This window comes from Mesorhizobium sp. WSM4814 (assembly GCF_055811595.1).
On record NZ_JBVVQT010000007.1, the window covers coordinates 1 to 15822 of the forward strand.

Here is a 15822-nt window from a genome sequence, read left to right on the forward strand (position 1 = left end):
CTCAACCCGCGCCCTACGGCGTAACAGAAACAGCTGAGGCTCTAATCGCCGCCGGATGACAGTTCAGTGGCAGGTCAGGGCCTTTTTAGCGAAAAGCCGCATCGACTTCTGGGCGGGCACGCTCGTAATTGCGATCCTATTTCTGACGCTGCAACTCTGCAACTGGCGGGCGTATTGTGATCTGGTTTGTGTCTACTGGGTCATGCGTCGGCCTGTCAGACGACGCATGTCCAACCACTACTGGGTATCCGACGAAGGCTTCGCCTCTACCAAATCCCCGATCAAAGCCGTCAGCCCAAAGAATATCTCATTCTTCTCAGTGAGGGTTCGAGGCGTGTTACCATAAGTGTAGCGCAACTGCAGAAATGATGATTTGCTATCATTCAGCGCATATTTGACGGCAACCTGCCCGAAATGAATGGAGTCGCGACCCGAGTCGAGGAAGTCGTACATATAGATGTATTTTGAGTTCACGCTGAAGCGTTCAAGTGGAGTGTCCTTGCTGAAAAATAAAGACAAGTCAGCTTTTACTCCTCCCCAGAGATAGTCGGCTCCCGGCTGCAGATTGGTGAACTCCCCATTGTCCTCGACATGCGCATAGTCAAGGTTGAGTGTGGGTCGGAAATACAGCCATGTGCTCCGACCGCTGTCGAGAGAAACAGTCTTGCCTATCGGTAAGGCCGTTGAGAGGGGCATCCACTTCGCTTCAAGGCCGAACACGCTGGCTGCTCCGTCGTAGTCCGTAATGTAGACCCCATCCAATTTCCAATACTGGTAATCCAACGGGCCGCCTTGCTGCGTCTCCAACTCCGATCCGAAACGCGCAGCTAGCGAGCCTGACTTTTCGCCATTGACCCAGGTGGTGTCGAACTCAACGCCGCCCAAAAAACCAAGTCTGGTTGGGCGCAAGACGTCCGAAGGACCGTCATAGTTCCGATTAAGTTCACCGACGGCTCCAAACATAAGAACCCCCGCGGCTGAGAACGTATCCGTGTCTGCCCTGAAATTGTTCGTATATGAAAAGGCAGCCCCAGCGTCGGAGATCTCCTCGTTGCTATCTAGAAAAACTCCAGTGGCATATGCGTCCCGCAACAAGACGCCTGAGCGCCATTGATTGTTCTTGTCTGGAAGATCTTGTTTCTCGAATTGAACCGTTTCGACAGAACGATCTTGAATGGCGTGGATCTGTTGCATCATCTCCTGCCGCTCTTTGGCGTCGAGGCCGTTCTTGTCGAGATCATAATAGGGCTCGAGAGCTTCCTCGAGACGCTTGTCCGCGAGAGCTGGGGACGACGTTGTCACCAACAAAACGACCACTATAGTGATTGTCCGTGTCATGACTACACCACATTTACAGGTGATTGAACGTGATCTGACCAAGATCACGCACGGTGACAGCTGCTTCTGTTTCCGATGGGTGTATCTGGGGAGATAAACGATTATTGAGCTGATATTCGAAGTACAAATTGATCGAATTGCTGATTGCTCGCTTTTCGAACGTATCAAAGAACCATTTGCCTTTTAGGTCATCGATCGGCTTTATCAAGGAGGGGTCTATATTCTTAAATTTGCCGATGACGATACAAACGTGCGTCATGACGGCTGATGAGCTAAAGCGAGCGGCAGTCCTTTTATGCCGCTGCCGTGGCGGCGTTGCGATGGATTTTTGGGGCTGCAGTGAAAGTGCAACCGCTTTGTTGAGGTCCGCCAGGGTCTTGGCAGAGCGACAGTGTTTGCTCAGGATCTTGAGGTCTAGGCTACGATCCGCTTCCGTCGCTGAGATGACAAGGCGCGAGGGGATTACCTTCCTCAAAGCACCTTTGATGCCCAAAGTCACCAGACGGTCTTCGCCATTATAGTGTGCAGTCGACAGTGACGTTAGTGCAACCGCAGTGTCGGAAACAATCACCCGGGCAATCTTGGCATTTGAAATCGTCACAGCCCTTCCCCTTTTTCACACCGCCGAAGCATGCGATCCCGACAGTCATCATGTCGAAAATTTCAAAAAAAGAAACTGGAGTCTGAGACTCGGTCTTTGTAGTGTGACTGTTTGCAGTGAAGTCTCACTATTTGTAAAAATGCACATCGACCCCGATAGGCTCTTTCGGTTTTAAGGCAAGTCTTGAACATGTGCGCGACCGGGAGGACCTAATGCAGAGTTGACCTCCTCAATATCGACCTCAACACCGGATGAGTCGGTGAATTCAACAGATGAATGTCTACTATGGATGCCAGGAGCTGCCGTTCGGCTTGCGGCCCTCTTCTGCCTTGATCTCTCGTGTGTAGACAACCTCCGCCAAGTCGAGCGCTGCTTTACCACGCTGTCGGAGCCGTTGGCGGGGTTAGGAAAGCCTTAGACGATGAGAACTCCATAGTTCAGCAGCCGAATGTCGAAATGGAGGAAGCGGAAAATCTCGATTTCGCTCGGTTGCCCATCTTCCAACGAGACGGCGTGGACGTGGTTCGCGCCCGCCGGATTGCCGCGTCGGATGAGGGGATCCTGGGCTTGCCGGACAACGGCGCCGGGTGGCAGGAGCCAGAAAAGATGGAAGGCGTTGTCGACCATCGCGAAGCGGGTGATCAGGCGCGGCGGCAGCGACCGGATCGTTCGCCCCGGCACCTTGAACATCGTTGCGCCCGTCCCCTTCCAGCCCTTCGGCGCCACAGCAAGCTTGGCTACCGAGTGGAAGCTCGGCGCTCGGTTGATGAAGTGATCGATGAAGACGTCCTCTGCATCGCCATACATGATGTAGCTGAGGGCGTCCGGATAGTCGGCCTCGGTGTCGAACGCATGGAAATGGATCACTTCCTCCAGGTCGACGGGCACATCTTCGAGGCCGGGAATGCCGACCTGTGTTGGGCCGATCGTCGTCTGCGTCCCGCCGGGCCAAAAGCTGACTGAAGCGTTCGGCAAACGCTTGATCTTGCCGGTGCCGATCTCAGGCATCGACATGTGGCCATGGAATATCTGGACGACCTGATCGCCGTAATCGGAGGCTCGCAGCTCATCATAAATCTTGGCATGGTCCGGATTCGCGAACCGTCCGCGCAGGATGACTTGATAGCTGTGCCTGTCGTCGGCCAGGACTGGCGTATGGCTCATGTAGAGTCGATCACCAGAGCGTCCGCCGGTGACAAATCCGTGGAAATGATGCAGGCCGTGGCCGCCGTGGCCATCGCCATGTCCTTCCTCATGACTATGCGGATGGCTGCTGCCATGCGCGACGACCTGGACGGAGCCGGCCATTCCGGTGTGGAAGCGGCAGATGTAGCCGAAGGTGCCTTGCGTCGCGAACAGGATGGGGCTCGAGGTCTCGCCAGGCAGCATGGCGCCGGCGTTGAAGTAGTTCGGATCATTAGCCAGCGTCTCGACCGAATGCGGGAAGGGGTCCAGGTTGCGCCAGACCACATGACTTCCTTCAGTCACCGTCAGGGGTGGGAACGTGCTGTTACGGATATTTACGATCACTGTCTTCGACATTTTACCCTCTTGCGCTTGCTGTGGCCACCGATCGGGGTGGTAGATCATCATCGAGGCAAAGAGATCGCTCGACGCCGAGTTCTCGGTAGAGCTCGCGCATTCTCGCTGTGTCGCGTTTGAACCAGGTGCTCAGCCATGCGGCGTAGGAGCTGGCGGCCGTTTCAGGTCGTGTGCGGCCGAGCACGACGCCCGCTGCGCAATGAGCGGCCATCATGCCCGACATCAGAGCGCGCAACACACCGTGAGAGGTCGCCGGGTCAAGGGCCATGGCGGCATCGCCGGCGATAAAATAGCCGGGACCCGCGAAGCAGTCCGACCTTCGCCAGGTAACGTCCGCCGCGCGCTGCCGGCCTTGAGGCTCTAGATGGGCGATTTCGACAGGCGGTGCGGCAGACTTGCGGTCCTGGAATGACAGCCGCGTCCAATGGACAAGGCCAGGCGCCACATCGGCGATCCAGGTCCAGCCACTTCCGTCGGCAGTCAGGTGCGGCGTCGCCGAGAAAGTTCCGAGGCGATAGCCGTAATGCGCCACAAGTCTTTCAGAACAGCGGGAAACTGCGATCCCAAGTCTGCGGCGCAGAAATCCGCCTGTGCCCGAGGCATCGATGGTCGTCCGGGCCTCCAATGCCAGCTTACCGACACGCACGCCGCGCACCCGCCCGGAGTCGATGATGGGCGACACATCGGCTGCGGGCTGCAGCACCGTCCCTCCAAGCTCGCCAACGCGACGCAAGAGCAGATCGTCGAGGTCGCTACGCAATACCTGAAAGCCGCCCCACGTGCCACGATCGTCTGCACCATAAGGAATGAGCCGTGCCGTGCCGCCCCAGGCGGTCATTACCGCGGTGGGCCGCAACGGCCGTAAAGCCTGAAGCGCCTCGAAGACGTCGAGTTGGCGAAGAATGGGCTCGACACCCGGATGAAGCGTCTCGCCAGGGCGATGGCGAGGAAAGATGCGGCGCTCGACTAGCGCGACGCGTAGGCCACGCGCAAGCGCCAGGATACTGGCGGCCGCCCCCGCTGGGCCGCCGCCGACAACCGCTATGTCAACGACTCCGTTCATAGGGCGAGGCCCAGGACTTGTTCGCCGCCTGCCGCATTACGATCGTCGGGTCCGCGAACAACAGTACGCGTTCCGTGTAGGGGACGATGAGCCGATCGAACTTGACGGGATCGGGGTGCGGCCGCCGGACGCCGTCATGGCGGATCATCTCGAACCTGTATGTATGCTGCGGGTTCAGATTGCGGCCATGGGCGGCAATGGCGGCCCGAAGATCGGGATCGTCGGGTGCGGCCTGACGGAAGGACAATACTGCCCATTTTGCCTTGTCTTCCGGCGCAGTGATTCCGAGCGCTTCGTAAACCATGGCCATCGTAAGCGTGCGGGCCACATATTCTGAGATGCTGGTTTGCGAGATTACCGACGCATCGAACCGCGACGCTAGCGCGGCTTCCACGTAGTCGCCGTAGGGCAGGGCCTTGTAGTCGACCGTGTTGGCCGCAGGCCCCGCGACCGGCCCGCGAATGCCGTCCCAGGGATTGTCTGTGCCTATTCCTATAACGTCGTCCGTCAGCGGCGTCGCCGTCGCGTAGCGAGGGCCGGGCGCGAAGGTGCGGGTAACGTCCGGCGCGACCGCCGGCCAGAAAGAGCTAAGCGCGGCACAGAGCATGCTGTCCTCAGGAAAAGGCGCGCCCAGTCCATAGTTGTTCAGGAAGAGTATGCCCGTTTCGGTATCGGATCCCACAGGCGGTTTGGTCCGGTCGATGGATACGTCCCAGCCGGGCGCAAACACGCCGGAGGCGCCGTCGGGTAGCATGGAAGCGCGCACGTAAGCTGCAGGCCGCAACCGCATTTGCCGGCCTTCGCCCGAATCAACCGAGCCTACGATGGCGGTCATCGTATCGTCGGAGGGATTGAAGCCGGCCTCCTTCAGTTCCATGTTCGCCGCTATGCGCTGGTCGGAAAGGGGCTCTGGCCGGCCGGGTCGGACGGGCCAGATGTGATCGAGCAGACCGGGCGGTGCGGACTGGTCAGTCCACAGGACAAGATCGCTCTGCCGGACGATGGGAAAATAGTCAGGGCTCGCGACCAACGAATAGGCCGGGAGCCGGCGAGGAATCTCGAGCGCCAGTGCCGCGCATTCCACATCGACCCAGCCGTCGCCGGTGTAATCGACATAGTGCCGAGCGTGGTAGCCGCCTTTCCTGATCAGTTGCAGGAGGTCGGGAGAGTCATTCAAGTTCACGTCGCTTTCGGATGTCACTTTGTGGCGAACGTGGAGGTATTCCGGTGCAGTTCGTGCACCGTCCACGGGATTGAGATTCAGGCTTGATTCATAAACGCTCCAGGGCGAGTAGTTCTTCGTTTCGGGAACCAAGAAAGTCGCTGGCTTGCCGCCATGCTCGGCCGCTTCCACCAGATGCGAGTGAACCGTTGGCGACAGCAGCCAGCTGCCGTCGGCCTTATCCGTCGAGAACTCCGCTATGCCCGAACGGATTACGAAGGGAGCCTTGCTGAGAGCCGGCTCGTGCCACCCCGCGTCATGGCCCGCGGCTTCAAACAACTTATGAGCCCGCCGAAGCTTTTCGTTGATGTGCTGTGCCGCGAGCCGGACCTCGATGTCGTAACCGCTCAGGCATTCGCCGCCGTCGAAGAGCTTGTGCAGCGGAATCCAGAACTGCCGGTCTGCATCGCTCGAACCATTCGTCTGGCCGGCAGCCGGCGCGGCAAAGAGACCGGCGTCCTTCTCGCTATCGGCCTCACCGGCCTGCGGCTCGACCTCGGGCTCGATGAAACGCATTGGGCCGTGCCCGCCCTTTTGTCCGAACTTGAGGGCGGAAATATATGCGCCATATCGGCAGGGCTGCACGGCCACCGCATGGCCATCCTGCGGCACGACCGGCAGAAAACCGCGTGCGGCCGCAGCGTAAATGGACGGGTGCGTTCCGATGCGAGACACACCGGTGCGGGAATAGCACATGTCAGCGTGCCGGCGATGCACGGTATCGGCCGCGGGTCGGTACTCCGACGCAAAGACCACGATCGCCAAAGGCGCGCCTTCGGCCCTGGCCCGCAGGTCCTCGAGCGATGGCGGCGTCGCGCCGAAGACATAATTTTCGACCGCCTCGATCTCGGCCACCGTCGGGAAGTCCGCGAGCTCCTCGCGGCCGTTGCGGCCTTGATAGTGGGTCGCCTTGGGAGAGGCGAATGCGTGGAACAGAAGGCTTCGGCTGGGGCGGCCGGGCTCGATGCCCCGAACGCCCTCTGCAGCGAAGTCCTGAAAGCCTGGCTGAGTCCGGTCGATGCGGTCGAGATCGCGCGCCAGTTCGACCGCCAAATCCGCTGCCCCGATGTCGAGGCCGTGCAGCGCCAGCAGTTCTGCCCAACCTGCAGGAGCAAGGCGTCGGCATGCCGCGGCGACCTTGTCCAACAAACGCCCGCCGTTGGTCAGAGCGGAAGTACGAAATGACTGACGTACATAGGTGCTCGGTTGGGCTTGATGTCTGCCAGCGTTGGACCCCATGATCGTCCTCCAGACAGTGCAGCCATAAGCACACAACAAAATGCGTGCTTCTCATATTTTGGCCTGCGCAATAAATCTAAACACGACTAGCTGTTTGCGTAAAGCAAAAAGAATGGATCATCCTCGTAAAGTTCTCGTCCATCCTGACGTGTTGTCGATGCTGTCGTCTTGATCATTTCTGATTGCTTTCCACGATTGATCTCGTCTTGTAAAATTCAACCCGAGGCATCTTTTGGAGTTGTCGAATCATTTTGCCGCTCTTCCATTCGGCGCCGTCTGCTGAACACCGAAGGGCCGCAGTCGGGGACAACACTAAGGGAACCGAGAGCTTCCATCAGGCATCGGCGCTAAAGTGGTGACTTCTACCTTTGCACCCAGGGACAACTTCAACCCGAAGGATTGGACCGAACCCTGAACGCTGACGTCGACCATGATGATTTTTTGCGGCGGCTGGCTCTTCTGGATTCCTTCGGCGGCGGAAACTTTTCGGACGCAAACCCGTTCGGCAAGCCATTCGATTAATGCCTCGACTTGCCGCTCATGCTCGGTCGGGCCGGAACGCGCCTGATCTAGCGCACTCGCGGCATCCGCGATCAGAGTACGCGCCACTTCGAAACGTCCTTGTTCAATGGCTCGGCAGAATTCGGTGTCCCGGCTCATTGGCTGGTTCTGATGCCTCGGGTGCCTCGGGAGAGTAGGCAAAGATTTTAGCACGTTAATTTCTTTGCGTAAACGTTTCTTGTTGATGTATGATAAAAATATTGATATATAGTAGTAGCTTCTTTTCATTGCAAGTGTAGGTGATGATATGGCAAACAAGATCGACTTGAAAGCGACTTCGGCTTCCGATCTGCGGGCGGAACTCCATGCAAGGACCCCGAAACGGGCCACAAGGCGCCATGCCGAGCGAAGCAGTGAGAGTAGCGCCTCGCCGCTGGCAGAAGTCGGCACCGGCGAACTTGTGTATGCACTCGCTGGACAGGAGCGCGTAATCTACGGCGTGGACGACCGGAAGGATTTCTGGGATTTTCCGAACGACGATGTCAAACGGATTGCCTTGAGTGTGGCTGCGCTGTTCCGGGCATCGAATATCGTCAGCAATGGTGACGGCACGTCCACGCTGCAGACAGTAACTTTGGCTGAGGCGCAGGGCGTGTGTTCCACAGAAACTTTTGCGCGCCAACCGGTCGGTGCCTTCTGCACAGGCTTCCTTGTCGCGCCGGACGTGATTGCGACTGCCGGCCACTGCGTAAACGCCGACAATGTAACGACCATGCGGGCTGCTTTCGGTTTCCTCATGGAAGACGCCGAGACGCCGGTGGTGCGAATCAACGACGCTGACATCTACAGCGGTGCCGAACTCCTGGGTCGCGTCGAGCAAAGCTCGGGGCCGGACTGGGCGCTCGTTCGTCTCGACCGGCCGGCGACCGACCGTCCCGTCCTGGCGATCCGCAAGTCGGGACGCATAGCAGATGGCGCCGCTGTCTCGGTGATGGGCCATCCCTCGGGCCTGCCCGTGAAATATGCTCCCGGGGCAGTTGTGAGGGACAATTCTCCCACCGCCTTCTTCGTCGCCAACCTGGATACCTATGGCGGCAACTCCGGTTCGCCCGTCTTCGGCGAGGATTTCGTCGTGGAAGGGATACTGGTGAGGGGTGAGACCGACTATGTGTTCAACGGGACCTGCTTCGTTTCGAAGGTTTGCCCATCCACCGGATGTCGTGGCGAGGATTGCACACGCATAACCGAGATCGATGGGGGCGACGTCGTTTGACGCCGCCGCTTCGTCTCCCAATGTGTTCTTCAAGGACAGGCGAGTTCCCGCCCGGTTGTTGTGTTGTCCCAAGCCTCGAATTGGGACTTTCCAGCAGGCTCTGACAGGCTAAGCCGCGGGCACAATGACTGCATTGCTAAGCGAGCACAGTGCGACAGGCGGCTGTGTCCGGACGCCCTCCATGGCCGCAACGCACACGACCGGCGGCCCTTGGGGAATCGCCAAATTCACCTGAAGCAGAGGACCTGCCGGCAGCGCAGCCAAACTGTCTCGCTGCAGGTGCAATTTGATCCTATTCTCTTTCACCGGCTGCGGAAACAACTCCCAGCCACTCGCCTCGAGTTCAGGGGTCAGTTGCACGTTGATGAGACGTGCGCTGCTGCTCACTACAATGGCGTCCAGCGATTGCGCTGAGAGTTGGCCGCGCAGCGAAATCAGTATTTGCTCGGGCGTCTCCCCGCCCGCCACCAACGTGCTCGGATCCACCGTCTTGCGCTCGGCCACGACCAACGCGCCCTGCGCCTCCAGGCTATTGAAATATTCGCGCTCCAGTTCATCGAGAAACGCCAGGGCGCGAGCCCGCAGATCGCCAAGCGGCCAGTTGATCTGGGAGAGCATCTGCCAGAGTTCGGATCGGCCCTTCTCCTTTGCCGGGTCCGGCGTGATGAGCGGGACCTTCCCGAGATAAGGGAAGAACGGCTCGTTCCCACGTGTTCGAAACGCGACCGGTGCAGCCCAGCTGATGGCTTGGCTTCCAACCAAATGCAGTCTGCTACGACCTTCCTGAAGCGCTGCCTCCAGATCGCCTGGACTCGGTCCCTTCAGTAATCGCGAGAAAAACCCTTCGAGGAAAAGGCGTGCATCCTGACTGTCGACTTTGTAGCGCATCCCGATAACGAAATGGACGCCGGACTGACCGTTGACCAACGCCTGCGCCACACCTTGGCTGCCCCGTATCCAGCCGGGCAACGCTGCATCGACCTGAGCCTTTACTGCCGCCGGAACCTCGGCTGCGGTGAGGCACCCAATGAGCAGTACGACAGGTATCGGGTTCCGATTCAACAACGTCGAAATCTGCTTGGCATCCACTTGCTTGGCGTTCTGCCCGTCATCCGTTTCCAGTAACAGCAGGCCGAGCGGAGGACCTCCCGCGGGACTCGGCTGAAGATCGCCGTGACCCAGATAGATGAGCATGTCGTAGGGATGGGCCACCTGGTCGAGCAGTTTGCGCGCCGTCGGTCGACCTGCAAGTTGGAGCGCGTCTTCGCTGCTCAGAACGTCCACCTGGATGCGGCCATTCGCCGCCAGATCTGGTTTTGTGTCCAAAATGAGTTTGCGAATCGCGTCGGCCGGCGGCACCGCTCCGCCCAGGTCTGCCGGATTGGAGCGCACGATCAGGATGCGCAGTGGCCAATCGCCGACGGTGCCCAGCGGAGCGCCGGTCTTGGGGAGCCGGTGCACTATGGAACTCACCCCATGGTGTAGGGCAAGCGGCACCGCAAACCCCGGCGCCTGGACCAACTCGATTGGGAGTTCCGAAAGTCCCTGACGAAGTGCCTCATCCGTGATTTTTTCTGTGCTGAAAACCAGCCGCCATGGATGCACCGGGCTCGTATTCAATCTGAGCAGCAGAGGCAAATCCAGGTGAGCGGCAGATGCGGGCATCAGGAGCCATTGGCTGACGGCGTCGGCGATCCGATCTACGAGATCCTTCGGGGGAGTGCCGCTCCGCATACGGTCCATGTCCGCATCGGTCAACCGTAGCGGTGGCCGGGCGACCATTGTAGCGAATGCATTTGCGGGATCCGATGCCGTGGCCTGCACATCGAGGTCGAGATTGTTGCCATTCTGCCGGAACTCGATGACGCATTCCTGGCTCATCTCTAGTTCTCCTCTCCGCGGGTCCATGGCTCCAGTTCGCTCGCGATCCGCTGCTGATGCGCGCGCTCCTCATCGAGCAAGTCGGTAAGGCTCTTGGAGAAATCGACACTCTGCTGGAGCGTCACCAATCGCTCGGTGAAGCGCCGGGAAAGGGCGTATTCGGCTGCCTTATGAGAGACTTCAGTTGCCAGCGCAGAAGAACCCTGTTGTTCGCGACGGAAAAGGGCCCCCCGTGCGTGCCGCAGGAACAGAGCCATCGGGACGCTCCTTACGACATTGCGAGCCCGCAGCATTCCGTCCTCGACATTGTAGCTCTCTCCCACGCCTTCATAGAACTCTTCCCAGAAGCTTGCCAAGCGCGGGGCATCCCAGGCATCCGGCGGATCGAGGGGTCCGGTCGGAGCCACGATCGTGGGCAATGCGGCATCGGTACCCGCCAGTCGCGCATAGGCGCGGTATGCGGAGGGCACCATCCGGTCGGCCAACAGCATCGCATCGGGATTTCGGACAAACTTTTCATCAGGAACGGTGATCCCGAGGACCGCGACCTGGCTTGCAAGCAGATGGGAGCTGAGCTCGGGCGCGGAGAGGGTACGCCCGGTCGGATCCGTCACTTGTAGATCATGGAAGTAGAGTGCGCCCTCGTAAGCCTGGGTCACGAAGCCGTCCGCTACGAGGTGAACCAACTCAAGGCCCTCCGCCGCCGCTTGGCGAAGCGCCTGCCGTGGATCCCCGCTCAAGGGCATGACGACCACGTTCTTCAAAGTGTTGAGCCGGTCCCACAGGGGCGCCGGAGCTAAGGGTGGCGAGCCGATGAGCCCAAGGCGAGGCTTGCCCACCAGGGGCACGAGCGGGCGAGGTGGGTCTGGTGGGAGCCCTCGGACAAAGGACAGGTCCGTCTCTCCTTGGATGCGCCGGTCGCCCAGCAGCAACTCCCAAGGCAGTTCGTCCAGCTCTGGAGCCTCAGTTGAGAACCATATACGGGCCGGACGGTCGGACAGGTATTCGAGGACGGCTGCAAGTTTTGGGGACAGCGTACGGAATAGCTTTGTTCGCATCATTTCTGGCGCTTTCTCACCTTGCAGAAAGTCCGCCAGGTAGTCTTCATGGCTGGTCCACCCGATTACCAGCCTCTCCGCCCCGACCACCGGCAGCCCGGCGAGCACCGTCGGGCTGGCAAAGGGCAGTTCCGCCGGCGGGTGGAGGTCGAGGCTTAGATCAGAATAAACAAGCACCGTGTAAACGGTAGGAGATCCCGCGCCGCTTGCAGCAGTGCCGCTGCGCGAGCGGCGCGTTTCGGCTTCATCGCTGGCCGAGCGCACAACCCTGAGGACCACATCGGACCGAGGTGAGGCAGAACTGCTCATGAACGGCTCCTCTCCCGGAAAGTCGACCGCCAATGTCGCTTCGTTGCTGTGATCTGCCGGCCGCAGTATCTGACCCCGACTACGAAGGCTTCGCCACTGGAAGAACTACTATGGACCAAGCAGAATGCAAATGATAAGGTATTTTTGTTCCCGTGGCTAGAAAAATCACCTTGGAAGAGCTCGGTCCAAGGCGACCGGAATGCTTGCGATCAAAAGATGTGTCGCGGGTCACGATTCGATACCTGAAGCAGAGACGGGCAATGTCAATCGAACTCTCGCTTGCCTTGGAACTGGAGCGCCGTGCGCAGGTGCTTCCTGCTGAGGTCGCCCGCTGGCGGGCATTGACCGGGAGCAATGTGGAAGGCCAGGGCATCCATCGCAGCCAGATCGAAGCCGTCACGGTGATGCTGGAGACGCTCCTGTCGCGCCAGCGCTCCGCCGTCGAAAGTCTGGATGATCAAGTGGGTACGCCACAATTCCTTACTCTCAGGATTGCGCTCGAACGGGAGCTCTCCGGAGGCCATGGCATCATGGCGATCTTCCAGCACATACTGGCGCAGCGACAGGAGGCTTTGGGACCCTATCGGCAGGCGCTGGACGCGGCGGATCTGGTGGCCGCTGAGTGCTATAAACGTTGCATGGACAAGGCCAGGGCGTGGCAAGCGGTTAATGGCGCGCAACCGTTTCGCGAGCCGCCGCTGACCTATCTCAACGCAGCGCTCTCCCCCACCGCTGCGACCCGGCGGCACCAGTTGAGGCTCTTCGGCCTTCCCGGGGAAGGCATTGCGGAACTGAGGCTGCCGGTTTCCGTTCTCTCGCTTCCGTTCGACTATACGGCAGCCCTCTGGACATATTGCGCCATCTACCATGAGGTCGGCCATCCGTTGGACCAGGACTTGAAGCTCTCCGAAGCTCTCGAGCCCCACCTAAAGCAGGCCCTCGCAGCCGACCGCTGGCCCCAATGGCGTCGTTGGCTGCGGGAGATCGTTGCGGATGTATTCGGGGTTGCTCTTGGCGGTGTCGCCTATCTCCACTCCCTTTTGAGCCTGCTGATCCGTCCGTCCGATGACGTGACCAGTCTCGATTCCGGAGACACACATCCCAACGCATATGTCCGCATCCTCCTGAATGCCGAAATATTGCGCGGCCTCGCGGTGGGCGTGCCGGAGTTGGCGGCGATTGCCGACGATCTGGTGGCACTCTGGAAATCGCGCTACCAGCCGACTGCTCAGTTGGCCGCCTACGTCCCCGAGTGTCCCGTGGTGGTCAAGACCTTGCTCGATACAAAGCTCGATGCCCTGAAGGGGCATGCCCTGAGCGAGTTCGGCGACAGCATTGTGGCCGATTATCAAGCCATGCTGGCTCTGGCAAACTGGCTGCAGACAGGTTTCAAGCGCCCCGACCCGGCTACCTACCCGGTGCGCCTGGTGCCTGGCGCGGCCCAGTGCGCAGTGACGGCGGTGGCAGTTCCGCAGGCTGCAACCTTTGCCGGCATCCATGAGCGTGCGGGGCAGTTCCTCCAGGCTATTCCCCGCCCGCAGTTCCTTGGCCCCGCCGGCGGGCAGCCGGATCCGGAGGCCCGCAGGCAATTCTTCCGCGACCTCACCGCCGCGCTCCGCTTCGACCCTTCGGAGGAGGAATGAGCGCCTAGGGCGGGTTGCGTCACTGCGAGCCGGCGAAAATACACGATGTCAGCAGGGTAGGAGCCGTCTATGATCGATTTCAGTGCGATACATGCCTCTCTTGAGGAACTGCGTTCCCGTCTGCAGAAGTTGGAGACCCAACTCACAGACTTGGAGACTGCCACCACCGCGCAGGCGCGGCAGGTGGGCTTCGAAACGGAGCCCGGAGAACAGGGCATCATTCCCCCCAGCGTGACCACGGAAGGCCTGCAGCCGATCGTAGGCGGGGAGGAGACGACGGATTTTCCGGACTGCTGCGCAGTGGGTGTCGTCGGCGGATTCTTCTGCACCGGCACGCTCATCGCCCCGACCGTGGTCGTCACTGCTCGGCATTGTACCGGAGCGACCGGGGTTTTCTTTGGCACCAATGTCGATGATCCCGGAACTGGCCAGGTGATCGAGGTAAGCGAGCGATTTTCTCATCCGACTGCGGATATTCAGGTCCTTGTTTTGGAACGGGCGCCAGAGGGCATAGAGCCGCGCCACATCGCCCAAGGGGACGAAATCACGGGCGGCACATGTATCCTGGCCGGCTTCGGAAATACCGAGGCGACCGGCAGCTTCGGCTATGGGAAGAAGCGAAAGGTCGAGAAGATTCCGATTCTCTCTCTCGACTGCAGCGGCATCAACGAGGGATCGCAGTTTGGCTGCCGCAGTGGTATCGAGATGGTCGCCGGGCAACGCGGGCTACTCAAAGATAGCTGTACGGGGGACAGCGGAGGCCCCCTTTACATCGAGCGGAACGGCAGCATCTTTCTGCTGGGAGCCACCTCGCGCGGTGTGCGCAGCGAGAATGTCTGCGGAGACGGCGGGATTTACATGCGAGTGGACCAGTTTATCGCATGGATCAAGGATAAGACGGGTGTCGATATCCCCGGGCCTGAACTGTAGGCACGTTTGGCTCGTATCGGCTGGAGACAAGGCTTTGGAAGGCTCTGATCCATCCGCGCCGGGTTCGGCGAACTGCGCGGAGTGTAATAGGTTTGGGTTTCGTCTTCTCGACGGATTGATTCAGAAACGACCGCTCGAGAACATACTCATCTCGCCGGCCAGTCTGGCATCCCTTTTGGCGATGGTGCACAGCGGCGCCTGTGGAGAAACGCGAGATCAGATCGCCGCTGCCTTCGAAGAGCGTGGGGCGGATGAAAACAATCTTGTCCGGTCAGTCGCCGCGCTGCGTTCCGCGCTCGAAATGCCTTCCCCCCAGGTGCGGCTGGCTAACGCCAATGGCATCTGGATCGACACCGGCCTCCATCTCTCAGCGACCTTCGAAAAGCACGTCAGAGCCAGCCATGCCGCGCGGACGGCAACCTTGGAGTTTGCCGATCCACGCACCCTTGAGGCGATCAACCGATGGATCGGCGACGCGACGGAAGGGAAAATCGATCGGCTCCTGACCGATGTCGACTTGGCACCCCCCACGGACTGCGTGGTCGCGAGCGCCGTCTACTTCAAGGGCTTGTGGCAGACTCCATTTGATCCCCAGTTCACCCGGGACGGAACTTTTGCCTTGCCCGATGGCGGCCGTAAACCCGCGCGCTTCATGACGCAGACGGCACGATTTGGCTATCTGGAAACTGGAATGTTCCAAGCAGTGAGCCTCCCCTACGGCGCGGGCCATTTCAGCATGGAGGTGCTCTTGCCTGCTGCGGGAATGCCATTGGCGCAGCTTCTGCCGAATTTCGATGCAGAGAAATGGCAGGAATGGGTAACGCAACTTGAAGAGACCGAGGTGGAACTGATGCTCCCGCGCTGCAAGCTCGCCTACGCAGTAGAAATGAGAGCGCCGCTATCGGATTTGGGAATCAAAAGCGCCTTTGGACCGGAGGCCGATCTCTCTCCCATGGGCTTGAACGGGCGCTTCATCGGGGCGGTCCGGCATGGAGCTTGGGCCGAAATCAATGAGGAAGGAACGAAGATCGCAGCGGCGACGGCCGCCAACGTGGTTCGTTCCCTCTCTCGACCCGTTTCGATGCATGTGAACCGACCATTCTTCTGTACCGTCCGCGACCGCGCGACTGGCTATCTGCTATTTTTGGGCGCTGTCGTAGACCCATAACCTCGCGACCGCGTCCTCTCTTTCACCTGTTTCAAGCATCGAAATTCTTCTGAA

General features: G+C 59.8%; 12 protein-coding genes. 4 read left to right on the forward strand and 8 right to left on the reverse strand.

Annotated elements, in window-relative coordinates; genetic code table 11:
• Positions 1 to 237: 237 nt before the first annotated feature.
• The 6 genes from AC0L2V_RS13220 to AC0L2V_RS13245 all read right to left on the reverse strand — a co-directional run bounded on the left by AC0L2V_RS13220 (position 238) and on the right by AC0L2V_RS13245 (position 7665).
• The gene (locus tag AC0L2V_RS13220) at positions 238 to 1338 is read right to left on the reverse strand and encodes a hypothetical protein (RefSeq protein WP_473520265.1); all 1101 of its coding nucleotides are present in this window, start codon (positions 1336 to 1338) and stop codon (positions 238 to 240) included.
• 13 nt (positions 1339 to 1351) lie between these two features.
• Positions 1352 to 1939, reverse strand: a complete 588-nt coding sequence (locus AC0L2V_RS13225) for a hypothetical protein (protein WP_473520266.1) — start codon at positions 1937 to 1939, stop codon at positions 1352 to 1354.
• A gap of 414 nt (positions 1940 to 2353) precedes the next feature.
• Entirely contained in the window at positions 2354 to 3532 is a 1179-nt protein-coding gene (locus AC0L2V_RS13230; RefSeq protein ID WP_473520267.1) for a cupredoxin domain-containing protein, read from the reverse strand.
• Complete coding sequence (locus AC0L2V_RS13235; RefSeq protein ID WP_473520268.1) at positions 3483 to 4544, reverse strand: NAD(P)/FAD-dependent oxidoreductase; 1062 nt, start codon at positions 4542 to 4544, stop codon at positions 3483 to 3485. Before AC0L2V_RS13235 ends, AC0L2V_RS13230 begins: the two co-directional genes overlap by 50 nt.
• Complete coding sequence (locus tag AC0L2V_RS13240) at positions 4528 to 6912, reverse strand: hypothetical protein (RefSeq protein ID WP_473520269.1); 2385 nt, start codon at positions 6910 to 6912, stop codon at positions 4528 to 4530. The genes AC0L2V_RS13235 and AC0L2V_RS13240 overlap by 17 nt, the downstream gene beginning before the upstream one ends.
• Before the next feature lie 405 nt (positions 6913 to 7317).
• Positions 7318 to 7665 carry a hypothetical protein gene (locus tag AC0L2V_RS13245; RefSeq protein ID WP_473520270.1) on the reverse strand — a complete coding sequence of 116 codons (348 nt, stop codon included), beginning with the start codon at positions 7663 to 7665 and terminating at the stop codon, positions 7318 to 7320.
• Between the two features lie 148 nt (positions 7666 to 7813).
• Between AC0L2V_RS13245 and AC0L2V_RS13250 the strand changes: the two genes are divergently transcribed.
• Positions 7814 to 8779: a trypsin-like serine peptidase gene (locus AC0L2V_RS13250; protein WP_473520271.1), complete on the forward strand. Its 966-nt coding sequence runs from the start codon at positions 7814 to 7816 to the stop codon at positions 8777 to 8779.
• A gap of 108 nt (positions 8780 to 8887) precedes the next feature.
• On the opposite strand, the gene AC0L2V_RS13255 is transcribed toward AC0L2V_RS13250, so the two are convergent.
• Together AC0L2V_RS13255 and AC0L2V_RS13260 are read right to left on the reverse strand one after the other, a co-directional pair.
• Positions 8888 to 10660, reverse strand: a complete 1773-nt coding sequence (locus AC0L2V_RS13255; protein WP_473520272.1) for a CHAT domain-containing protein — start codon at positions 10658 to 10660, stop codon at positions 8888 to 8890.
• Between the two features lie 2 nt (positions 10661 to 10662).
• Positions 10663 to 12027: a hypothetical protein gene (locus AC0L2V_RS13260; RefSeq protein WP_473520273.1), complete on the reverse strand. Its 1365-nt coding sequence runs from the start codon at positions 12025 to 12027 to the stop codon at positions 10663 to 10665.
• Between the two features lie 260 nt (positions 12028 to 12287).
• Here AC0L2V_RS13260 and AC0L2V_RS13265 point away from each other — a divergent pair, with 260 nt between their 5' ends.
• The 3 genes from AC0L2V_RS13265 to AC0L2V_RS13275 all read left to right on the forward strand — a co-directional run bounded on the left by AC0L2V_RS13265 (position 12288) and on the right by AC0L2V_RS13275 (position 15768).
• Positions 12288 to 13670, forward strand: a complete 1383-nt coding sequence (locus AC0L2V_RS13265; protein ID WP_473520274.1) for a hypothetical protein — start codon at positions 12288 to 12290, stop codon at positions 13668 to 13670.
• 69 nt (positions 13671 to 13739) lie between these two features.
• Positions 13740 to 14600 carry a S1 family peptidase gene (locus tag AC0L2V_RS13270; protein WP_473520275.1) on the forward strand — a complete coding sequence of 287 codons (861 nt, stop codon included), beginning with the start codon at positions 13740 to 13742 and terminating at the stop codon, positions 14598 to 14600.
• A 34-nt stretch (positions 14601 to 14634) separates the two neighbouring features.
• The gene (locus AC0L2V_RS13275) at positions 14635 to 15768 is read left to right on the forward strand and encodes a serpin family protein (RefSeq protein ID WP_473520276.1); all 1134 of its coding nucleotides are present in this window, start codon (positions 14635 to 14637) and stop codon (positions 15766 to 15768) included.
• Positions 15769 to 15822 lie beyond the last annotated feature (54 nt).